The 21437-nt window shown below is 71.3% G+C and carries 22 protein-coding genes; 15 read left to right on the top strand and 7 right to left on the bottom strand.

Annotation, left to right across the window (positions count from 1 at the left end; translation table 11 throughout):
* Positions 1-3: 3 nt before the first annotated feature.
* A complete protein-coding gene (locus ACQP2X_RS08330; protein ID WP_498695498.1) occupies positions 4-546 on the bottom strand; it encodes a TetR/AcrR family transcriptional regulator in 543 nt (180 codons plus the stop codon).
* A 332-nt stretch (positions 547-878) separates the two neighbouring features.
* Complete coding sequence (locus tag ACQP2X_RS08325; protein WP_498657851.1) at positions 879-1103, bottom strand: hypothetical protein; 225 nt, start codon at positions 1101-1103, stop codon at positions 879-881.
* 202 nt (positions 1104-1305) lie between these two features.
* Here ACQP2X_RS08325 and ACQP2X_RS08320 point away from each other — a divergent pair, with 202 nt between their 5' ends.
* The 5 genes from ACQP2X_RS08320 to fabF all read left to right on the top strand — a co-directional run bounded on the left by ACQP2X_RS08320 (position 1306) and on the right by fabF (position 6072).
* Positions 1306-2481 carry a PucR family transcriptional regulator gene (locus tag ACQP2X_RS08320; protein ID WP_498695496.1) on the top strand — a complete coding sequence of 392 codons (1176 nt, stop codon included), beginning with the start codon at positions 1306-1308 and terminating at the stop codon, positions 2479-2481.
* 94 nt (positions 2482-2575) lie between these two features.
* Positions 2576-3511, top strand: coding sequence for an ACP S-malonyltransferase (locus tag ACQP2X_RS08315; RefSeq protein WP_498695495.1), 936 nt, complete (start codon positions 2576-2578; stop codon positions 3509-3511).
* A 2-nt stretch (positions 3512-3513) separates the two neighbouring features.
* Complete coding sequence (locus ACQP2X_RS08310) at positions 3514-4464, top strand: beta-ketoacyl-ACP synthase III (RefSeq protein ID WP_498695494.1); 951 nt, start codon at positions 3514-3516, stop codon at positions 4462-4464.
* 137 nt (positions 4465-4601) lie between these two features.
* Complete coding sequence (locus ACQP2X_RS08305) at positions 4602-4844, top strand: acyl carrier protein (RefSeq protein WP_097320124.1); 243 nt, start codon at positions 4602-4604, stop codon at positions 4842-4844.
* A gap of 1 nt (position 4845) precedes the next feature.
* Positions 4846-6072, top strand: a complete 1227-nt coding sequence (gene fabF, locus ACQP2X_RS08300) for a beta-ketoacyl-ACP synthase II (RefSeq protein WP_498695492.1) — start codon at positions 4846-4848, stop codon at positions 6070-6072.
* A gap of 377 nt (positions 6073-6449) precedes the next feature.
* On the opposite strand, the gene ACQP2X_RS08295 is transcribed toward fabF, so the two are convergent.
* Positions 6450-8159 carry a glycoside hydrolase family 3 N-terminal domain-containing protein gene (locus ACQP2X_RS08295; protein WP_498695490.1) on the bottom strand — a complete coding sequence of 570 codons (1710 nt, stop codon included), beginning with the start codon at positions 8157-8159 and terminating at the stop codon, positions 6450-6452.
* 41 nt (positions 8160-8200) lie between these two features.
* Entirely contained in the window at positions 8201-8692 is a 492-nt protein-coding gene (locus ACQP2X_RS08290; protein WP_498695489.1) for a DUF3145 domain-containing protein, read from the bottom strand.
* A gap of 234 nt (positions 8693-8926) precedes the next feature.
* Here ACQP2X_RS08290 and ACQP2X_RS08285 point away from each other — a divergent pair, with 234 nt between their 5' ends.
* Positions 8927-9253 carry a hypothetical protein gene (locus ACQP2X_RS08285; RefSeq protein WP_097320128.1) on the top strand — a complete coding sequence of 109 codons (327 nt, stop codon included), beginning with the start codon at positions 8927-8929 and terminating at the stop codon, positions 9251-9253.
* A gap of 222 nt (positions 9254-9475) precedes the next feature.
* Here the strand turns inward: ACQP2X_RS08285 and ACQP2X_RS08280 are convergent, their stop codons facing one another.
* Positions 9476-10096, bottom strand: a complete 621-nt coding sequence (locus ACQP2X_RS08280; RefSeq protein WP_498695487.1) for a carbonic anhydrase — start codon at positions 10094-10096, stop codon at positions 9476-9478.
* A 176-nt stretch (positions 10097-10272) separates the two neighbouring features.
* Here ACQP2X_RS08280 and ACQP2X_RS08275 point away from each other — a divergent pair, with 176 nt between their 5' ends.
* Entirely contained in the window at positions 10273-11205 is a 933-nt protein-coding gene (locus ACQP2X_RS08275) for an alpha/beta fold hydrolase (protein ID WP_498695485.1), read from the top strand.
* Positions 11206-11382: 177 nt separating this feature from the next.
* On the top strand, positions 11383-13512 hold the full coding sequence (locus ACQP2X_RS08270; protein WP_498695483.1) for a HelD family protein: 2130 nt from the start codon (positions 11383-11385) through the stop codon (positions 13510-13512).
* Here the strand turns inward: ACQP2X_RS08270 and ACQP2X_RS08265 are convergent.
* Entirely contained in the window at positions 13509-14408 is a 900-nt protein-coding gene (locus tag ACQP2X_RS08265; RefSeq protein ID WP_498695481.1) for an SMP-30/gluconolactonase/LRE family protein, read from the bottom strand. The two genes, ACQP2X_RS08270 and ACQP2X_RS08265, sit on opposite strands and share 4 nt — an antisense overlap.
* Positions 14409-14576: 168 nt before the next feature.
* On the opposite strand from ACQP2X_RS08265, the gene ACQP2X_RS08260 reads away from it, so the two are divergent.
* From ACQP2X_RS08260 to surE, 4 genes are all read left to right on the top strand, one after another.
* Complete coding sequence (locus tag ACQP2X_RS08260) at positions 14577-15491, top strand: cation diffusion facilitator family transporter (protein WP_498695480.1); 915 nt, start codon at positions 14577-14579, stop codon at positions 15489-15491.
* A gap of 110 nt (positions 15492-15601) precedes the next feature.
* Complete coding sequence (locus tag ACQP2X_RS08255; protein ID WP_498695478.1) at positions 15602-15934, top strand: hypothetical protein; 333 nt, start codon at positions 15602-15604, stop codon at positions 15932-15934.
* Between the two features lie 49 nt (positions 15935-15983).
* Positions 15984-16913 carry a 1-phosphofructokinase family hexose kinase gene (locus ACQP2X_RS08250; RefSeq protein ID WP_498695476.1) on the top strand — a complete coding sequence of 310 codons (930 nt, stop codon included), beginning with the start codon at positions 15984-15986 and terminating at the stop codon, positions 16911-16913.
* A complete protein-coding gene (surE, locus tag ACQP2X_RS08245; RefSeq protein ID WP_498695474.1) occupies positions 16913-17755 on the top strand; it encodes a 5'/3'-nucleotidase SurE in 843 nt (280 codons plus the stop codon). The genes ACQP2X_RS08250 and surE overlap by 1 nt, the downstream gene beginning before the upstream one ends.
* Before the next feature lie 3 nt (positions 17756-17758).
* On the opposite strand, the gene ACQP2X_RS08240 is transcribed toward surE, so the two are convergent.
* Entirely contained in the window at positions 17759-18118 is a 360-nt protein-coding gene (locus ACQP2X_RS08240) for an STAS domain-containing protein (protein ID WP_498695473.1), read from the bottom strand.
* 326 nt (positions 18119-18444) lie between these two features.
* On the opposite strand from ACQP2X_RS08240, the gene ACQP2X_RS08235 reads away from it, so the two are divergent.
* From ACQP2X_RS08235 to ACQP2X_RS08225, 3 genes are all read left to right on the top strand, one after another.
* Entirely contained in the window at positions 18445-18864 is a 420-nt protein-coding gene (locus tag ACQP2X_RS08235) for a hypothetical protein (protein ID WP_498695470.1), read from the top strand.
* A gap of 220 nt (positions 18865-19084) precedes the next feature.
* Positions 19085-20512, top strand: coding sequence for a serine/threonine-protein kinase (locus ACQP2X_RS08230; protein WP_498695469.1), 1428 nt, complete (start codon positions 19085-19087; stop codon positions 20510-20512).
* 36 nt (positions 20513-20548) lie between these two features.
* Complete coding sequence (locus ACQP2X_RS08225) at positions 20549-21403, top strand: MerR family transcriptional regulator (RefSeq protein ID WP_498695468.1); 855 nt, start codon at positions 20549-20551, stop codon at positions 21401-21403.
* Positions 21404-21437 lie beyond the last annotated feature (34 nt).

Below are 21437 nucleotides of genomic sequence, written 5' to 3'. Positions count from 1 at the left end.
CGATCACGCGACCTGAACGGCGACCTCCACCAGGCGTACGAGATCATCCAGGTCCTCGTCGAACTCGCCCGGCCCGGCCACCGGCGGCAGGCCACCAGTGACCTCGCCGGTCGCATGACCCAGCAGAAAGGCCAGGATCATCCGGGCCATTCGCGGTACGGACTTCGCGGGCACCCCGGCGTCATGAAGAACACTGCGCAGAGCGGCGGCCAGCCAGGAGGCCGAGGCACCCGCGACCGGCCGGGTGAGCAGCAGGGGGAAGGCGCCCGGGTGCTTGTCGGCCAGCGCGCGTACGGCCCGGCCCAGCGCCCGCAGGCGCCGCCGCCAGTCGGTGTCGCCGTCGCCGCGGCCATCGTTCTCGAGCTCGATGTTGAGCAGATCCACGAGGCCGTCGAGCAGGGCGTCCTTCCCACCGACGTACGGATAAAGCGCCATCGAGGTCAAACCGACCCGCTCGGCCACCGCCCGCATGGACATCGCGGCCAGGCCGCGCTCGTCGACGAGAGCGAGGGCCTGGTCGAGAATCAGCCGTCTCTTGTCGTCCACCAAACAACCGTGTCCGGCATTTCGCCTAAGTCAACCGGGACGCGCCGTGGGCCCACCCGGTCGGGGTGCGCTTTACCACTTCCGCCCCGCCCCTTGCGCCGCTGCGCCTTGCACCCTTACGCCCTGGCGCGCCGCTCCGCCTCGCACCCTTACGCCCTGGCGCCGCTCCGCCATGCGCCCTGGCGCCCTGGCGCCGCTCCGCCATGCGCCCTGGCGCCGCTCCGCCATGCGCCGCTTCAGCCTTGCGCCCATGCGCTTCAGCCCCTGCGTCCTTGCACCGCTTCGCCTCTCATACTGCCCGATTTGCGAGGTTCAGCGAATGGCGCTACAGCTCAGCACCAGCGGCCCGGCGGGCGGCCCCGGCCGGCGGCGCGGCGGCGGGGGCGCACGGCACCGTGCAGGTGGGCGCCGGCCCAGCCGTGCAGTTCGGTGCGGCAGCCGCCCCGGCTCGGCACCGGCACGACCTCGGCGTCCGTCTCGTCCACGGTCGCCATCGGCAGCGAGCCCTCCGGCGCGGGCTCACCCTCGCCGAGCGGCCAGTTCTCCCGTTCCGTCATCTCGCCTCCTCACCCTCTCGCGGTCTTTCATCGGCAGCACGCGGCCCTCGCTTTACCGGGGGCGGACGCGAATCTGGCGACGCTAGGACGACACCTTGCCAGGTCACCGACCGAAATCACGGGAGAGGCGCACCGCTACACCGGACAAATAACCCAAATCGCCACTTTTTCCACGGCGGCGCCGACGTGGCAGGCTGTGGGCGTGTCATCGGCGAAACCCCCACCGGCCGAGACCCTGCGCCGGATCGAACGGCACGCCGGGTCCCTCGCCACCTCGGCCGTCGCCCGCATGGACGAGACCCTGCCCTGGTTCCGGGCCCTCCCGGCCGACCAGCGCTCCTGGGTCATGCTGGTGGCCCAGGCCGGCGTACGGTCGCTGGTCGAGTGGCTGCGCTCCGGCGGCGCCACCGAGGACAGCACGCAGGAGATCTCCGACGAGGTCTTCGCGGCCGCGCCACGGGCCCTGGCCCGATCGATCACGCTGACGCAGACCGTCCAGTTGATCAAGGTGACCATCGACGTCGCCGAGGCCGAGGTGGCCGCGCTGGCCGCCCCCGGCGAGGAGGAGCCGCTGCTCCAGGCCATCCTCAAATTCTCCCGCGAGATCGCCTTCTCGGCGGCCCGGGTGTACGCCCGTGCGGCCGAGTCCCGCGGCGCCTGGGACGCCCGCCTCCAGGCCCTGCTCGTGGACGCGCTGCTGCGTGGCGACTCCTCCGACGTGCTGGCCAGCCGGGCCGCCGCCCTCGGCTGGGCCGACGCCCCGCCGGTCGCGGTCGTGGTCGGCCGCTCCCCCGGCGGCGACATCACCGCCGTGCTCCACGCGGTCTACCGGGCCGCCCGCCGCGCCCGCATCGAGGTGATCGGCGGCGTGCACGGCGACCGGCTGGTCGTGGTGATGGGCGGCGCCGCCGACCCGGTGGCGACCGCGACCGCCCTGGCCGCCAGCTTCGGCGAGGGCCCGATCGTGGTCGGCCCGGCGGTGCCCTCGCTCGACCAGGCCACCGAGTCGGCGCGGGCCGCGCTGGCCGGCTTCCGGGCGGCGCCGGCCTGGCCGGGCGCGCCCAACCCGGTGTCGGCCGACGACCTGCTGCCCGAGCGGACCCTGGCCGGCGACATGGAGGCGCGGCGCAAACTACGGCACGACGCGTACGGGGCGCTGTCGCGGGCCGGCGGCGGACTCCTCGACACGCTTGACGCTTTCTTCGCCGCGGGCGGGGTACTCGAGAGTGCGGCCCGGGAGTTGTTCGTGCACCCGAACACGATTCGCTACCGCCTCAAAAGGGTGGCCGAAGTCACCGGGCTGTCGCCCCTGGACGGACGTGACGCGTTCGCCCTGCGGCTGGCGCTGGCCGTCGGTCGCCTCGACCCTGCGACATAGCTCACCGACTTGTAGAGTTCCTACAACAGCCGTCGTAGGGTTTCGTCGCCGTCAGCAACCCCGCAACGGCGACCTATCCGGAAGAGTCGAAGACGTGCTCGCCGTACTTTCCCCCGGCCAGGGTTCCCAGAAGCCCGGCTTCCTGACTCCGTGGCTCGACCTCCCCGGCGCCGAGACCAAACTGCGCTGGTGGTCGGTGCTGGCCGGCGTCGACCTGGTGCACCTCGGCACGTCGGCCGGCGCCGACGAGATCAAGGACACCGCTCGTACGCAGCCCCTCCTGGTGGCCGCCGCCCTGCTGGCCGGCTCCGAGCTTCCGCTCGACGGCGTGGACCTGGTCGCCGGGCACAGCGTGGGCGAGCTCGCCGCGGCCGCCCTGGCCGGCGTGCTGCCGTCCGAGGCCGCCGTCGCGCTGGCCGGGCTGCGCGGCCGCGAGATGGCCGCCGCCTGTGCCCTCGAGCCGACCGGCATGAGCGCCGTCCTCGGCGGCGACCCCGACGAGGTGCTCGCGGCCATCGAGAAGCACGGCCTGCACCCGGCCAACCGCAACGCCGCCGGCCAGGTCGTCGCGGCCGGGTCGCTCGACGGTCTCGCCGCGCTGGCCGCCGACCCGCCCGAGAAGGCGCGGGTCCGGGCGCTCGAGGTCGCCGGGGCCTTCCACACGCCGTACATGCAAACGGCCGAAACCGCCCTCGCCGCCGTCGCCGGTGGCATCAGCGCCGGGAACCCGGCGCGCACCCTGCTCTCCAACCTCGACGGCACCGCCGTCACCGACGGCGCCGAGATGGTGCAGCGACTCGTCCGCCAGGTCACCGCGCCCGTGCGCTGGGACCTGTGCATGAAGTCGCTGGCCGGCCTCGGCGTCACCGGCGTGATCGAGCTGCCGCCCGCCGGCACCCTGGCCGGCCTGGTCAAGCGCGAGCTCAAGGGCAACGGGGCCCCCGAGATCGTCACCCTCAACACCCCCGACGACCTGCCCGCCGCCCGCGACCTGGTCGCCCGGCACTCAGCTCGCCACAAAGGAGCATGATCATGACCGCGGGTTCCCGCATCGTCGCGATGGGGCACTACCAGCCCTCGCGCATCGTCACCAATGACGACCTGGCCGCGACGATCGACACCAACGATGAGTGGATCAAGAGCCGGGTCGGCATCGCCGAGCGGCGCATCGCCGACGGGGAGACCGTGGCCGACATGGCCACCTTCGCCGCCGAGAAGGCGCTGGCCGCGTCCGGCCTGACCGCGGCCGACATCGACCTCGTCACGGTCGCCACCTGCTCGTCCATCGACCGCTGCCCCAACGTCGCGAGCCGGGTCGCGGCCCGTCTCGGCGTCAAGGCTCCGGCGGCGTACGACCTCAACACCGCCTGCTCCGGCTTCAGCTACGCCCTCGGCACGGTGGACCACGCGATCCGCGCCGGCGCCGCCCGCAACGCCATCGTCATCGGCGCCGAGAAGCTCTCCGACGTCACCGACTGGACCGACCGCACCACGGCCGTCCTGTTCGGCGACGGCGCGGGCGCCGCGGTCGTCACCGCCGTGCCCGACGGCGAAGAGCCGGCCGTCGGCCCGGTGCTGTGGGGCTCGGCCCCCGAAAAGGGCGACGCCCTGCTCATCGAGGGCTGGCAGCCCTACATCAAGCAGGAGGGCCAGACGGTCTTCCGCTGGGCCACCACCGAGCTGGCGCCGTTCGCGCTCCAGGTCTGCGAGCGGGCCGGGGTGGCCCCGTCCGAGCTGGCCGCGTTCGTGCCGCACCAGGCGAACACCCGGATCATCGACGGTATCGTCAAGCGGCTCGGTCTCGGCCCCGACGTGGTCGTGGCCAAGGACCTGGTCCACTCCGGCAACACCTCGGCGGCGAGCGTGCCGCTGGCCCTGTCCAAGCTGGTCGAGCGCCGCGAGGTGCCCTCGGGCGCCCCGGTCCTGCTCTTCGGCTTCGGCGGCGGTCTCACCTACGCCGGCCAGGTCGTCCGCTGCCCCTGAGCAGTTGATCGTCCTGTACGGAGCAATGAGGATTATTCAGGGCGGTGGAGACCTAACCGCCGGGCCCGCGGCTGGGTGCCACTCAAGGTGGGCCCTGAATAACCCTCAGTCCCCACCATTGAGAGGAAACACCTGTAATGGCTTCACGCGAAGAGATCACCTCCGGCCTCGCCGAGATCCTCGAGGAGGTCGCCGGGGTGAACCCGGACGACGTCGCCGAGGGTAAGTCCTTCACCGACGACCTGGACGTCGACTCGCTGTCCATGGTCGAGGTCGTGGTGGCCGCCGAGGAGAAGTTCGGCGTCAAGATCCCCGACAACGAGGTCCAGAACCTCAAGACCGTCGGTGACGCGGTGAGCTACATCGAGGCGAACCACTGACATGAGCAACGTCGACGTCGTCGTCACCGGGCTCGGCGCGACCACCCCGTTGGGCGGGGACGTCGCGTCCACCTGGGACGCCATGCTCGCCGGCCGCTCCGGGGTGAGTCGCATCACCGCGGAGTGGGCCGACCAGCTCACAGTCAAGATCGCCGCGCAGCTGAAGGTCGAGCCCTCCGAGGTCATCGACCGGGTCAAGATGCGCCGGCTCGACCGCTCCGAGGCGATCGCCCTGATCGCCGCGAAGCAGGCCTGGGCCGACGCGGGCCTCGAAGGCGCGGAGATCGACAAGGAGCGCCTCGCCGTCAGCCTCGGCAGCGGCATCGGTGGCGCGCTCACCCTCCTCAACCAGGACGACATCCTCGAGGCGTCCGGTCAGCGCAAGGTCAGCCCGCACACGGTCCCGATGCTGATGCCGAACGGCCCGGCGGCGTGGGTCGGCATCGAGCTGGGCGCGCAGGCGGGCGTCCACGCGATGGCCAGCGCGTGCGCGACGGGCGCGGAGGCCATGGCGCTGGGCCTGGACATCATCCGCAGCGGCCGGGCCGACATGGTCCTGGCCGGCGGCACCGAGGCGGTCATCCACCCGCTGCCGTTCGCCGGCTTCGCCAACATGCGGGCGATGTCGACACGCAACGACGACCCGGAGAAGGCGTCCCGCCCGTGGGACAAGGGCCGGGACGGGTTCGTGTTCGGCGAGGGAGCGGGCGCGGTGGTGCTGGAGCGTGAGGACCACGCGAAGGCACGGGGCGCACGCATCTACGCCAGGCTGGCGGGTGCGGGAATCACGTCGGACGGCTTCGACATCGTCCAGCCGGACCCGGAGTGCAAGGGCGGCGCGCGGGCGATGAGCCGCGCGATCCGCGACGCGGGCCTGACGGGCGCCGACATCGTCCACGTGAACGCCCACGCGACGTCGACACCGGTCGGCGACATGGGCGAGATCGTGGGCATCAAGGCGGCGGTCGGCACCCACCCGGTGCTGACGTCGACGAAGTCGATGTCGGGCCACCTGCTGGGCGCGGCCGGGGCCCTGGAGTCGATCGCCGTGATCCTGGCGATCCGCGACGGCGTGGTCCCGCCGACGATCAACCTGGACGACCCGGACGACCGGCTGGACCTGGACGTGGCGGCGCACAAGGCACGGCCCTTGGACATTCCGGCCGCCATGAACAACTCGTTCGGCTTTGGTGGGCACAACGTGGCTCTGGTGTTCACCCGAGCCTGACATTGCTTCGAACCTGGAGCCGGTCCCCGTGGTGGGATCGGCTCCAGCTGTATTTGTGGGGCTTTCTTACGCACGACGGTTGGGGGGATGGGGTGACCACTCGGGCTGGCTGGGGAGCGCTTTATGCCTCGAGTGGTCACCCCATCCCCCCAACCTTGCCGGGGAGCAGGTCACTGCCAGGTGTGTGGTCGCCGGCGGCTGGGCGCGGGGCCGGGTGGCGGTCACCTTGCGGTTCTGGTGGGTTGTTGTTCGCGTCCGCGCTGGGGTGCGGGTGAGGGAGCACGCCACGCAGGCCAGGCTGAGTGGTGGGCTGGTCGGCAATTCCAGGCCGGTCGCGCGGGATATCCCTTTCACGGCCCGGCCGAGAGCTGTGAGGGTCAGGCGGGGCAGGCTGTGGTGGGCAGGGACTTGACGGGGACCGGGGAGGTGCCCTGGGGCTTTGTCTTGCCGGCTATCAACTGGGCGGCTGCGGTCAAGGAGAGGCGGCTGGAGGAGTACGTGGCAATCAAGGTTTTGGAGGTTGAAGCAGTTAGTACGTGAGGGGTGTCCATGGCGATCGTGATCGCGGCTGTCTGGTCCAGGTCGGTGGGCTTGTCGCCGTAGCCGACCAGGCGGATCACTGTGCCGCCGGTGGGCTGGACTGTGAGGCCGGCGGCCTGGAGCTCCTTGGTCAGGGTGAGCTTGGCGGTCTTTCGGATGTCGTCGGCTGAGACCGAGACCGGGCCGGTGGCCAGAGGGCCTGAGCACGCGCCCCGGAGGACGGTCACCGCGGCGGTGGCCAAGGGGGCCACGGCGGCCGCGTGTGCGGGGGAACCGACGGTGGTGATGTCGGGGCGCGGGGCCGTGGGCTTGCGGAGCTTCAAGGTGAGGATCCGGGTCACCGCCTCCACCAGGCGGTCACGCTTCAGGGAGCCGTCCTTCAAGGCCGCCACGATGCCGTCGCGGGCGGCGGTGATGTCAGGCGGCATCAGGAGCATGTCGTTGCCGGCGTTGAGGGCTCGGACCGCCGCCTCGCCGGGGGGCCACTTCATGGCCGGGGGCATGTTCATGGCGTCGGTCACGGCTACGCCGGTGAACTTGAGGCGGCCTCTCAGCTCGTCGGTCATGACCTTCTTGGAGAAGGTGGCGGGTACGCCCTTGTCCAGAGCCTGAACGTCCAAGTGGCCGGACATGATGATGCCGGCGCCGGCGTCTATGCCGGAGCGGAACGGGGGCGCGTCCTGGGTGTCCCAGGCGGCACGGCTCTGGGTGACCACCGGCAGGCTGTCGTGGCTGTCGCCGCTCGTGTGGCCGTGGCCGGGGAAGTGCTTCAGGCCGGCCACGACGCCGGCCTTCTGGAGGCCGAGGACGGCGGCGGCGACCTGGGCCGCGTTGGCCTTGGCGTCGGCGCCGAACGAGCGGGAGCCGATCACCGTGTTGTCCGGTGGGCCGAGGGTGTCGGCGACGGGGGCGAAGTCGGCGGTCACGCCCATGGCGGCGAGTTCCTCGCCGGCCGCGTGCCAGGCGTTCTCGGTCAGCTGCGGCTTGGCGGCGGCGCCGGCCGCCATCGCCGACGGGAGCATGGTGACGCCGTTGGTTATGCGGGTGACCACGCCGTACTCCTGGTCGATGCCGATCATCAGCGGGGCGCCGCCGGGGGTCCGCGCGGCCGCGGCCTGGAGGCCGTCGGTGAGTTCGCGCACCTGCTTCGGGTTCTCGACGTTGGTGGTCGGGTTGGTGGCGCCGGTCGGGTCCTGCGCGGTGAAGCTGACCAGGATGAGGCCGCCCAGGTGGAACTTGGCGATCATCTCGGCGGGGGTGTTCACACCGGCCAGCCCCTGATTGCCGGCCGCCGAGGTCTTGTCGACGCTGGTCGCGGAGCTGCCATAGGCGTACGGCATCAGCACCTGCCCGGCGAGATCAGCGTCGGACATCTGGCCCAGAGCGGCCGCCACGGGATCACTCGATGCGACGGAGGGTGATGGCGCCGCGGACACGCTCTGTTGCGGAGGGGCGGCGGCCGGCGCGGATTCGTCGCTGCACGCCGCCGCCGCGAGAAGCAGGGGCACGACCAGACCGACGCGAGCTGTCCTCATCACGCCAGTCATCGAAGCAGCACCGGTCCAACCCCGCCCAGCGGGGGGCGGGGTCAGCCGACGCGGGTCAGAAGTGTGACAGGGGCGCCGTCGCCGGCGTACCGGTAAGGCTCCAGCTCGGCGTCCCAGGCGGTGCCCAGCGCCTTTTCCAGGGCATGGGAAAGGGCCTCCGGCGCTCGCGCGGAGGCCATGATCGCGCGCAGCCTGTCCTCGCCGATCTGGATGTCCCCGGAAGCGCCCATGACCCCGTGGAACAAGCCGCGGCCCGGGACGTGCATGAAGCGCTCGCCGTCGACGCCGGGGCTGGGTTCCTCGGTTACCTCGAAACGGATCATGGGCCACTGCCGGAGGGCAGCAGCCAGCTCGGCGCCTGTGCCGGCCCGCCCGGTCCAGCTGCACTCGGCCCGCCGCGCGCCGGGATCAACCGGCTGCGCGGTCCAGTGCAGGGTGACCGGCGCGGTCAGCACACGCGCGATCGCCCACTCGACGTGCTGGCACACGGCGAGTGGAGTCGAGTGGACGTATACGACGCCACACGTTGGCACGGTGACCTCCCGGAGACCGAGGTGCGTCTTCCCCTACGACCTCGACCGCGGTTGATCGTGTCCCATGATGCCGGTTGGTACTGATGGTGCGCCAGAGAATCGGCAACATCGACATCGGATCGGCCGTAGTGGCACACCCGTTACAACGCCTCAACCTGCTCGGACGGCACGGTCAGCCCGGCATCGTGTAGAGTTAGTACGGCCTTTTTTCTGTTTTCCTCAAGGAGTCCCGCCGTGGCGAGCAACACCTCAAAGACCGCCCGCGCATCAGTCCGCGCCGGACAGGGTTCGGGCGGCGCCCTCAGCGTGCTGGGCGAGTACAAGTACCTCATCCCGCTCGCCAACGGCCGCTTCGCGTACGTGCGCAACCTGACCAACGGCAAGACCGCGCACCTCAAGACCGACTCCGAGGCGTTCGTCGAGGAGATCCGTCTCCTCGCCGCCGCGGGCCACGGCGCCAAGATCCGCGCCGAGCTCGAGGCCCTCGGGACCGCCCACCCGCAGGACGGATGGGACGCCACCGAGAAGCGCCTCGCCGAGGCCGGTGTCTTCGAGGGCTGAGCCCTCTCGACGCCGCGGTCAGCCGTCACATGGACGTGACGGCTGACGGCTGAACCCGTCCCGCTCTCACCGGGCGGACGGGCTGGCCGGGTCGCGGCCCCAGACGTACAGCGAAAGGCGCCTCTCGCCCTTGTGGCCGAGAGGCGCCTTTTTGCGTCTGCTGAAGATCAGCCCACGGAGATCATCCGGGCGCATCGTTGGACAAAGCTAATAAAACGGGCGTCAGGGCAGGATCTCGACCAGGCCGGTGTCGAGGTCGTAGACGGCGCCCACCACGTCGGCCTGACCGGCCGTGATGGCGTCGGCCACCACGTCGATCGTCTGCATGCGGCGGACCGTCCGGCTCACGTGAGCCCGCATGGCCTTCTCGGGGGCGTCGGGGTCGTCCACGCCGACCGCGCGCACGGCCGGGGTGATCTCGTCCACCAGATATCCGATGTCGCCCGCCGGATGGGCGCCCGCACGCAGGGAGTCCACCGTCGCCGCCACGGCGCCGCAGCGCTTGTGACCGAGGACCACCACCAGCGGTACGCCCAGGGCCGACACCGCGAAGCCGACCGAGCCCAGGACCGCGCGGTCGACCACGTGGGCGCCGGAGCGGACCACGCAGATCGAGCCGAAGGTCTGGTCGAAGATCGCCTCCAGGGGAACCCGCGAGTCGATGCAGCCGATCACGACGGCGTGCGGCTGCTGGCCACCCGAGGCGGCGGCCGCGGCGGCAACCTGATGACCGTGCTCGGGGCGGCCCGAGACGAATCGCTTGTTGCCGGCCAGCAGCTCGGCCAGGGCTTCGGCTGCGGAAGTGATCGGGGCGCTCGGTGCGGCTGCCGGGTCCGTCGTCATACGAGGATTCTCTCCTCCCACGGCGATGTGAACAGGGAGTGCGAGGCAACTCACGAAGTGCGGCCGGGCCCCGCGGTAGGGCCGAAGGTCCCGAGATCTGGCAATTCGGTCGATCAGGAGTGATGATTTATACCCGTGGGTATCTACGGGGCGCGCAAGTTCCCGGAGGTGCCCCGATGCCTGAGCTCACCCTCAGCGACGGCGTGAACCTGCACGTCGAGATCCACGGTGAGGCCGACGCCCCGATCACCGTCGTGCTCGTGCACGGCTGGTGCCTCGACCGGCGTACCTGGCGACAGCAGGTCGCCGCGCTGAAGCACGTCGGCCGGCGCCGGCCACGCGTGATCACGTACGACGCGCGGGGCCACGGGCGCTCCGGCGCGACCGAGCTCGGCGGCGCCACTCTGAGCCGGCTCGGCGAAGATCTCGCCGAGGTCCTTCGGCGGTACGCCCCCAGCGGCCCCGTGGTCCTCGCGGGGCACTCGATGGGCGGGATGACGATCATGGAGTACGCCCACGCGTACCCCGACGAGTTCGCCGGCCGCGTGGCCGGCCTTCTTTTTGTCTCGACAACAGCCGAGGGCCACACCCACACCCGGTACGGCCTGCCGCCCCGCCTGGCCGCTCTGATGCGGGCCGGCGAGACGCTGGGGGCGGGAGTCCTCGCCCGGTCCGGCCCGTGGTCCCCGCACCGGCTGCTGCTGCCGGCGTTGCGCCCGGCCGTGCGCTGGCTGCTGTTCGGCGACGACCTCGACGACCAGGCCCTGCAGGTGACGATGCGCTGCGTGGGCCGCACGTCGTTGCGCTCGATCGGCGGTTTCCGGGCTTCGATCGGCGCCCAGCAGCGCCTCGACACGCTGGCCACACTGGGCGGCGTCCCGGCCGCGGTGCTGGTCGGCGAACGAGACCGCCTGACCCCACCGGCGTGCGCCGAGTCGATCGCGGGGGCCCTGCCGGGCGCCACCCTGACCGTCCTGCCCGGAGCCGGCCACATGCTGACCCTGGAACGCCCGGACGACGTCTCGGCCGCCCTGACCACGATCGTCCGCAGGGCGATCCGCTCCCGGCGAACCCGCCGCCCCACACAACGCCTCGACAAGGCCGCGTAGCGCGGGGTTGTCCACAGGCCCCTCACGCGATCTTGCGATCTTTCGAGGCCTTCGGTGGGCAACGGTTTGAGGAAGGCCCGCCTTACCCGGGGGTCGGAGCAGACGCGGGGTGCGTGGGGGGAGTAAGTTCGATTGCCCCCTGCACGTGGGGGCGCGGACATAGGGAGATCCACGGAGTTGAGCGACGCCACCGTCCTGCAACAGGAGATCGCGGTCGAGCAGGAGCACGTGGACCGGGTTTACTCCCGGCTCGCCGAGCTGCGCCGGGATGCCTCGCGCGCCGAGAAGGAGGGCTACCAGCTCGCCGGCGTCGGTAACTTCGGCGCCCTGGTCGAGCGGGATGCCATGGTCTTCCACGCCGCCCGGCGCCGGCATGCTCTCGACACCGAGTACGAAGGGCTCGTCTTCGGGCGGCTCGACCTCAAGACCGGCGCCACCCACTACGTGGGGCGCATGGGCATCCGCGACGACAGCTCGCAGCCCCTCGTCGTCGACTGGCGGGCGCCCGCGGCTGCCGCCTTCTACCGGGCCACCGCGGCCGAGCCGCTCGGGGTCGTGCGCCGGCGGATGATCCAGTCGAGCCGGGAGCGGGTCACCGGCATCGAGGACGATCTGCTCGACCCTGATGCCGCGCCGGCCGACATGCGGGTCGTCGGTGACGGTGCTCTGCTGGCCAGCCTGTCCAAGGCGACCGGTCGTGGCATGCGCGACATCGTCGCCACGATTCAGCGCGAGCAGGACGACGCGATCCGCAGCCCGGCCGGCGGGGTGACGATCGTGACCGGCGGGCCGGGCACCGGCAAGACCGCCGTCGCCCTGCACCGCGCGGCCTACCTGCTCTATTCCGACCGCAACCGGTTCGCCGGTGGCGGCATTCTCGTCGTCGGGCCCTCCGGCGTTTTCGTCGAATACATCGCCACCGTGCTGCCGTCGCTCGGTGAGGACACGGCTACCCTGCGGTCTCTCGGCACGCTCGTGCCGGGCTTCGACGCGACCCGGGTCGATCCGAGCGACATCGCCGCCATCAAGGGCTCCCTGCGGATGCGCCGGGTGCTCGAGCGGGCCTCGCACGATGCCGTGCCGGACGGGCCGACCGAGCTGCGCCTGCTCTACCGGGGGACGCTGCTGCGGCTCGGCAAGGACGAGCTCGACAAGATCCGCCGGTCCGCGCTGCCCCGGGGGGCGCGGCGCAACGAGGTGCGCGGCGTGGGCTTCGACCGGCTCTTCGACGCGCTGTGGGCGCAGGCCCGCCAGCACAAGGTGAGCGGTCTGCCGGAGAAGCGCGAGTTCGAGTCGGAGCTGGCCGACCGGGGTGACTTCCGCGACTTCCTGCGCGCCTGGTGGCCGCGGTTCACGCCGATGCGGGTGCTGCGCTGGCTCGCGGTCGCGCCGCGCCTGAAGGCGTACGCCAACGGGGTCCTCTCCCGCGAGGAGATCGCCCGCCTGCAAGGGTCGTTCGACGCGCTCGCGGCCGAGGGGCCGACCATCGCCGACGTGGCGCTGCTGGACGAGCTCGACGAGATCCTGGGCCGTCCCCGGCAGGCGGCCAAGAAGACCAAGAACCCCTTCCACGTGCGGGACGGCATTCAGGAGGTCAGCACCTACGCCGACCGCCAGGCCGCGCAGCGGGCCCAGCAGGTGCAGCGCGAGGAGGACTACCGGGACTACGCCCACGTGGTGGTCGACGAGTCGCAGGACGTCTCGCCGATGCAGTGGCGCATGATCGGGCGCCGCGGCTCGTACGCCTCGTGGACGATCGTCGGTGATCCGGCGCAGACGGCCTGGGCGGGTGATCCGGCCGAGCTCGACCGGTCCCGCGACCGCGCGCTCGGCTCCCGCAAGCGCAACAGCTACGCGCTGACCACGAACTACCGCAACTCGTCGGAGATCTTCGCGGTGGCGGCCGAGGTCATCCGGGCGATCATGCCCGAGCTGCCGCTGCCCCGGGCCGTGCGCAGCACCGGCGTGGACCCGGTCGACCTGGTCGCCGGCGCCGCCGCGCTGCCCGATCTGGTGCGTGAGGTGACCGAGAAGCAGTTGGCCGACGTCGACGGGACGATCGGCGTGATCACGCCGGTGCCGCGCCGCGACGAGATGGCCGGCTGGGTGGCCGGCCTGCCGGAGCGGGTCCAGGTGGTCACGGCGCTGGAGGCCAAGGGCATGGAGTACGACGCGGTGGTGCTGGTCGAGCCGGCGTCCCTCACCGGGGACGCGGCCGGCATCCGCACCCTTTACGTCGCCCTCTCCCGGGCCACCCAGCGCCTGACCACTGTCGGAACCGTCGCGGACTGGCTGCCCGCGAACTAGGGAATCGGCACTCGCACCGCCGTGTAGGTGGTCTCCGGCGTCGCCGGGGTCGTGAAGCGGGCGTTCGGCAGGTAGAACCGCTTGCCGTACTCGGCGATGGTGGTCGGCACGTCGAAGTTCGGGTTGCCGGTCCGCGAGACGACCGTGCCCGCGGTGCCGGACCGGTTCAGCTCGATCTTGGTGATCACGTTGAGCCGGTTCTGCACGACGTACAGCGTGCGGCCGCGCAGCCAGAGACCGTCACCGTTGATCACGCTGGGGTCGGTGCCGGTGAGGGCGATCTGGGTGGCTTTGCCGTCGTACGTCACCCGGAAGAGCTTTCCGGTGTTGCTCTGCACCACGATCAGGGCCTTGCCGTCGGGCGAGGGCGCGATGCCGTTGGCGTTGTTCCCGGTGGTGTAGGCGATGTCACCGGTCAGCGGGACCGCCACCGGCGCCGCGGGCAGCTTGCCGTGCCGGCCGAGCGGCAGCTTGAACAGCACGGGGTTGGTGGAGTCGGTGTACCAGGCGGCGCCGCCGGTGAGCACGACGTCGTTGATGAAGGACGGGACGGTCTGGAGTGTGTACGACTTCAGCACCGCACCGCTGCGGGTGTCGATCACCCGGGCGTTGCCGCCGTTGCCACCGGCCACGAACAGCCGGCCGTACTTGTCGATCTTCATGCCGAGCGACTGGGTGCCCGGACCCTGGCTCAGCACCGACCCCTTGCCGGTGCGGAGGCTGACCCGGTAGATGTCGCCGTCGACCCGGGAGCCGAAGTAGGCGTACGGCTTGTCGCCGATGGCGATGCCCTCGGGCTGGAACCCGTCGGGCAGGGCGAGCACGGAAGGCCCCCGGGAGGGGGAATGAGCGGCAGCGGGCGACGCGGCGCCGACGACGGCGAGCACCGTTGCCATGACAATCGCGAGGGTACGTCTGGACACGGAGATAGGTCCTTTCCAGGCGGGGCTTTTGACTTGTCCAAGAGTTCATACCCCACGGGTCTGACAATGGTTCGACCTTGCACATATAGCAATGTCCGCATACATTGGCGGAGGCCGAGCGGCCCGACGGAAGGTTGACGCATGGGAGCCGGGCACGACCATGGAGGTCAGGCGCTGAGGGCGGGAGCGAAGCATCGCTCGCGCCTGTGGTGGGCGGCCGGCCTGCTCACCGGATTCATGGTCGTCGAGGCCCTCGCGGCCTGGGCGACCGGCTCACTGGCGCTGCTCTCCGACGCCGGGCACATGTTCACCGACGTCCTCGGCATCGCCATGGCCCTGGCCGCGATCACCGCGGCCGGCCGCGCCGCCACCGACTCGCAGCGCACCTTCGGCCTCTACCGGCTCGAGGTGCTGGCCGCGCTGGCCAACGCCGTGCTGCTCACCGCCGTGGCCGGCTTCGTCGTGGTGCAGGCCGTGCGCCGCTTCACCGACCCGCCGGACGTGCCGGCCGGCTCGATGCTGATTGTCGCGGTCGGCGGCCTGATCATCAACCTGATCGCGTTCGCGCTGCTCCGCGAGGGCGCGCAGGAGAGCATCAACGTCCGCGGGGCCTACCTCGAGGTGATCGGCGACCTGCTCGGCTCGGTCGGCGTCATCCTGGCCGCCGCGATCATCGGGCTGACCGGCTGGTCGTACGCCGACCCGATCGTCGCCGTCATCGTGGCCCTGCTGATCCTGCCCCGCACCTTCGCGCTCGGCCGCTCGGCCGTGCGCATCCTGGTCCAGGCCGCACCGCAACATCTGGACATCACCCGGGTCCGGGCCCGCCTGGCCGCCGTCCCGGGCGTGTGCGACGTGCACGACCTGCACGTCTGGACCCTCACCTCGGGCATGGACGTGGCCTCGGCCCACCTGAGCCTGGAACCGGCGGCCGAGCTCGGCACCGTGCTCTCCACGGCCCGCGACGCCCTGCACGACGACTTCCACATCGAGCACGCCACGCTCCAGGTCGAGCCCGTCGGCGCCGACGGGCGGTGCTCCCCCGCCGGTTGGTGATCGTCCAGGTATGGCGATCATCACACCCCAAGGTGCACCCTGATCACACAGGTCACCGCGTCCGCCGACCCGTCGTCCCGGGTCTTCCCCGGTTACTACGCTTGGTGACCATGCGAACACGGGAGGACACCAGCATGACCATGGTCATCCACCAGCCACGGGTCGCGTGGGACGGGGCCCGGGCCTTCGTCCGGGCCGCCGGCAGCCCGCAGTCCGAGGCGTTCGCCGCCCGGGTGCTCCGCCGGCTCGGCAGCGAGACCTACGGCCACTTCGCCGACACCCGCCAGCGGCTGCTCACCGCGCTGGTCGAGACCGGTGGCGACCGCTACGCGGCCGACGTCGAGGCCGGCAAGTGGCGGGTACGCCTGGAGGACCTGCTCCGCACCCGGCCCGACCTGACCGACGAGATCGTCGGCCTGACCAACGAGGCGCTGGAGATCTGAATCGCCGGAATCGGCACCCCTAGCGCGGCTTACGGCTTAAATGTCGTTTATGGGCGACGCTCGGGTCATGGTCTTCGCGCCGGCACCGCAACTGACGGTGACGATCGAACAGCAACACGACGTACCGGAACTCCATGTTCACCCGGGCGGCCAGGGCATCTGGCAGACCCGGATGATCACCTCGCTCGGCGCCGAGGTGACCCTCTGCGCGGCCGTGGGCGGTGAGGTCGGGCGGGTGCTCAAGCCCCTGCTCGACTTCAAGGGCGTCCAGCTGCGCACCGTCCCGCGCGAGAGCGGCAGCGGCTGGTACGTGCACGACCGCCGCGACGGAAAGCGCAAGGAGATCGCCGAGCAGCCCGGCGCCCCGTTCACCCGGCACGAGCTCGACGAGCTCTACAACCTGGCCCTGGCCGAGGGCCTGCGGGCCGGCAACGCCATCCTCAGCGGCCCCGCCCACCCCTCGGTGATCCGGGCCGACGTCTACGGCCGCCTCGCCAAGGACCTGCGGGCCAACGGCTGCCGGGTGATCGCCGATCTGTGCGGCAACCACCTCAAGGCGGTTCTGAAGTCCGGTCTCACCGTCGTCAAGATCAGCCACGAGGAGCTGATCAAGGACGGGCTGGCCAAGGACAACTCCGAGCGGCAGCTGACCGAGGCTCTGCTCAAGCTGCACGACGACGGCGCCGAGTCGGTGCTGGTGTCGCGGGCCGACGCGGGCGCGCTGGCCATGTTCAACGAGGAGATCTACCGGGTCGGCATTCCCAAGCTCTCGATCGCCGACCACCGCGGCGCCGGCGATTCGATGACCGCCGGCGTGGCCGCCGTGCTGGCCAAGGGCGGCGACATGTACGACGCGGTCCGCACCGGGGCGGCCGCCGGAGCCCTCAACGTCACCCGGCACGGACTCGGCACCGGTCATCTGGACGCGGTCCAGGTGCTCACCGAGCGGGTCAAGCTCACCCCGATCAAGAAGGCGTGATGACGAGAATCCTGGTCACCAACGACGACGGCATCGACGCGCCCGGCCTGCGGCACCTGGCCCGGGCGCTGGCACGGGAGGGCCACGACGTCGTGGTCGCGGCGCCGGTCACCGAGGCGAGCGGCAGCAGCGCCGCGATGACAGCGGTCGAGGAGCACGGCAAGATCATCCTGCACAAGCGGGAACTGCCACACGCCAAACACATTCCGGCGTACGCCGTGGCCGCCTCCCCCGCCTACATCGTGCTCCTGGCCCTGCGGGAGGCCTTCGGCGAACCGCCGGAGATGATCTTCTCGGGCATCAACCGGGGCGCCAACGCCGGCTCGGCCGTCGTGCACTCGGGGACGGTCGGTGCCACGCTGACCGGCTCGTACGCCGGGCTGCACGGGATGGCGGTCTCGCTCGACGTGCTCTCGCCCCGGGCCTCGTCGGCCCGCAGCGGCGGCGCCGCCCTGGCCGCCCTCGACCACGAGGAGGACGAGAAGCGGCACTGGGAGAGCGCGGCCGAGCTGGCCGTGCGGCTGATGCCGACGCTGCGGCACACCCCGGTCGGCACCGTCTTCAACCTCAACGTACCCGACCTGCATCTCGACGGCATCCGCGGGCTGCGGCGGACGTCACTGGCCTCGTTCGGCCAGGTGCAGGTGAGCATCGCCGAGGCCGGCGAGGGGTTCGTCCGTACGGCCGTGCAGGCCGCCGACGAGCTGCTCGAACCGGACACGGACCTGGCCGCGCTGGCCGAGCATTTCGCCGTGGTCACGCCGATCCGCCCGCCCGTGGAGGCGGTGGACGTGCGCATCAACCTGGAGACGATCCAGGTCCACGCGTCGGCGCTGGCCTGACGGTCAGCTGCTGGCGGTGGCCGGCTGGGCGGTGCCCTCGGCGAACGGCTCGGGGTTGCCGAACAGGCCGAGAAGGCCGGTCACCCAGAGCTGGCGGTGCGCGAAACGGCTGGGGCGCGTGACGACGAGCTTGACGTCGCTCACGGCGGCGAGCTGGAAGGCGGCCACGAGGGCGCTGATGCCTACGGAGTCGATGAAGGTGACGTTCTGAAGGTTGAGCTCGATGCGGCCGGGCGGCCCGGCGGCGAGCTGCTCGCCAACGGCCTCACGGATCTCGTACGCGTTCTCGACGTCGATCTCGCCGCTGGGCGAGACCTCCACCACATCGCCGGCAAGCGTCGACGTCATTATCGACAGCGTCACGCCAATTCCCTCCACCCGCCCGGAATCTCCAGGCGTCGTTCCTCCACTGCACTGACCACTGCACGGCGTGTCGACGCCGTCGTCGCCCGCGCTCGGGGGTGACCAGCTCTGATAGAGCTAAACCCACCCTCGAAAGGTTCGGTGAGACTGACCGAAAGGTTAGGCCTCGAACCTGTTAGACACCTGAGTGCCTCGTGTGAACCGGGTCAAGACTACCGGGGGCTGGCAAGTCGTTTCCGAAACGTGATGGCGTCCACACGGGACACGTTTCACCAATGGCGCACATGGGCAGGGTTAACGATGTAGGCGAAGCCACAGGAGGAGACATGTTCACCAGCAAGAACAAGGCGGAGCGCACGGCCGCCCAGGCCTGGGACTACCTGTCGTCCGCCATGGCCGCGGCCGGTGACAGCGCCAAGGAGACCGCGGACCTGGCCGGCAAGGCGGGCCGCAAGGCCCGGAAGGCCAGCCGCAAGGCGGGCAAGCAGAGCTACAAGCTCGCGGGCAAGGCCGGCGACAAGGCCGACGTGGCCTGGACCAGGGCGAACGCCGCGTACGGGGCGCTGGCCGGCCGCCGGCCGAGCCGGCCCTGGGGCCTGATCGTGGGCGTGGGCCTGCTGGGTGCCGCGATCGGCTGGGCGGCGGCCAGCTCCGCGCGGGCCGCGCTCGAGCGCCAGGCCGAGAACGAGGAGCTCGAGCTGGCCGAGACCGCGGTCGTGGTCACTCCCACGTACGACACGAAGTAGCGCCACCACCCCTTGATCCCTGGTCGCCGGACGGAGCCCTTTGCCGCCCGGCGACCAGGCATGCCCAGAAACTGGCGCTTTCCCGACAAATCGGGCAGGGTGTGTGGTCGGCCGAAGGCGGCCCCCTGCCGATCGGCGGGAGTCGCTAAAGTTGAGCGCTGCTCGGCTCTCACGTTTCTCACCGCTGTGGCTCCGCCACCCGATTAGATAAGGTCCCTTGGTGCTCACTGCGGGACACCTCCTGGGCAACCGATACCGGTTGGACGAGCGCATCGCCACGGGCGGCATGGGTGACGTCTGGCGCGGCACCGACGTCGTGCTGGGCCGCACCATCGCGGTCAAGGTGCTGCGCTCCGCCATGCTGTCCGACCCCGAGTTCGCCGCCCGGTTCTACGGCGAGGCCCGGATGATGGCGGCGTTCCGTCACCCCGGCGTCGTGGAGGTCTACGACTACGCCGGCGCCGACGAGGACGGCGGTGAGGACTCGGTCGCCTACCTGGTGATGGCATATGTGGAGGGCGAGCCGCTCTCCACCCGGGTCAAGCAGGGCCCGATGCCGGTGCCCGAGGTCATGTCGATCGTGGCCCAGGCGGCCGAGGCGCTGCACGCGGCCCACCTCAACGGCACGGTCCACCGCGACGTCAAGCCCGGCAACCTGATCGTCAAGCCGAACGGCACGGTCGTGCTGGTCGACTTCGGCGTCGCCCGGTCGAACGCCGTGACGAGCGTCACGGCGGTCAACGCGATCGTCGGCACCGCCCTCTACATGGCGCCGGAACAGGTCGCCAAGGGCAACGTCTCCCCCGCCACCGACATCTACGCGCTCGGCGCGGTCGCCTATCACTGCATCTCGGGCCACCCGCCGTTCGACGGCGACAACGCCCTCCAGGTCGCGCTGCGCCACCTCGAGGACGAGCCCGATCCGCTGCCGGCCGACGTGCCCGACGACGTCGTCCACCTGATCTACAAAGCGATGGCCAAGCAGCCGGCCGACCGGTTCGAGACCGCGGCCGAGTTCGCCGAGGCCGCCTTCGCGGCGGCCGGCCCGCTCGACTGGAAAAGGCTCACCGGCACCCTGAAGGTCGCCCCGCTGAGCCCGGCCGCGCCGACCCGGGCCGTGCCGATGCCGCGCGACCTGCCGCCGACGGCCGCGCCGGTCGCCGCCACCACGGCCACCCGGCGCCCGCCGCGCAGCCAGACCGCGCTGCTGATCGCCGTGGTCGCCCTGCTGGTGCTCGCGGGCGGCCTCGCCTTCGCGATCGCGCTCTCCGGCGGCGGCAACGACGACGCCAAGAAGAACGACAACGGGACCAACAACGCCCCGGCCCCGGTCGTGTCGGCCGAGCCGACCACCGAGCCGACCGAGACCACGCCCAGCACCGAGGAGACGAGCCGCCAGACCAACCGCGGCGGCAGCGGACAGTCCCGCTCGTCCAGTCCCACCCCCACGGTGACCGCGACCACCACGGCGCCGACCACGCAGCCCACCACCACGCCGCCGACCACCAAGCCGACCACCACGGCGCCGACGACACAGCCGACGACGACACCGCCCACGACGCCGCCGACCACCCCACCGACGACACCGCCCACCACCCCGCCGACCACGCCCGAGGCCGGCGGCGAGGGCGCGGGCACGAAGCCTTGACCCTGACACGGTGTCAGACCCCAGGCTGAGCGGACTGTGTTTTCCATCGGAGAGTTCGCCGGCCTGGGCCGGGTGTCGGTGCGCATGCTGCGCCACTACGACGCCATCGGCCTGCTTCGTCCCGCCCACGTCGACCCGCACAGCGGCTACCGCTTCTACACCGCGGCCCAGCTGCGCCTGCTCAACCGGGTGACCGCCCTGAAAGATCTGGGCTTCAGCCTGCACGAGGTGCAGACGCTGATCGACGAGAAGGTGGAGACGGCCGAGCTGCGTGGCATGCTGCGCCTGCGCCGGGCCGAGCTGGCCTCGCGCATGCGGCAGGACACCGCGCGCCTGGCCCTGGTCGACGCGCGCCTCCGCATGATCGAGAGCGAGGGGCACATGGACACCGGAGACGTCGTCCTCAAGACCATCCCGGCGTTACGGGTGGCGCAGCTGTCCGGCACGGCCGAGGGCTACGACCACCCGACGTCGATCACCGAGAACCTCACGCCGCTCTATCCGCGCCTCATGGAGCTGATGGAGAAGCACGGCGTGGCCATGACGGGCGCGCCGCTCGCCTGGTACGAGCCGGCGCCCACCGAGCCGGGCGACGAGACGATCCGGGTGCACGCGGCCTTCCCGATCGGCGGGGCCGAGGTGGGCCCCGGTGCCGGCTTCGACGTGGTGGAGCTGCCGCCGGTCGAGCGGGCGGCGACGGCCCTGCACCACGGCCCGATGTCCGAGGCGTTCCGCACCGGGCAGAAGATCGCCAACTGGATCGACGACAACGGCCACCGCACCATCGAGCCCGGCTTCGCCCGCGAGGTCTACCTCGACTGCCCGCCGGGCGACTTCGACAAGTGGGTGACCGAGATGCAGGTTCCCGTGAGAATTGCTCCCGAAAACTAACCTCAAGAAACCAGGGGCGCGGCCGATGGGCCGC

Origin of the sequence: Actinoplanes sp. CA-131856 (assembly GCF_050956135.1) — a bacterium.
Lineage (GTDB): Bacteria > Actinomycetota > Actinomycetes > Mycobacteriales > Micromonosporaceae > Actinoplanes.
This window is presented reverse-complemented; position numbering and strand designations above follow the sequence as displayed.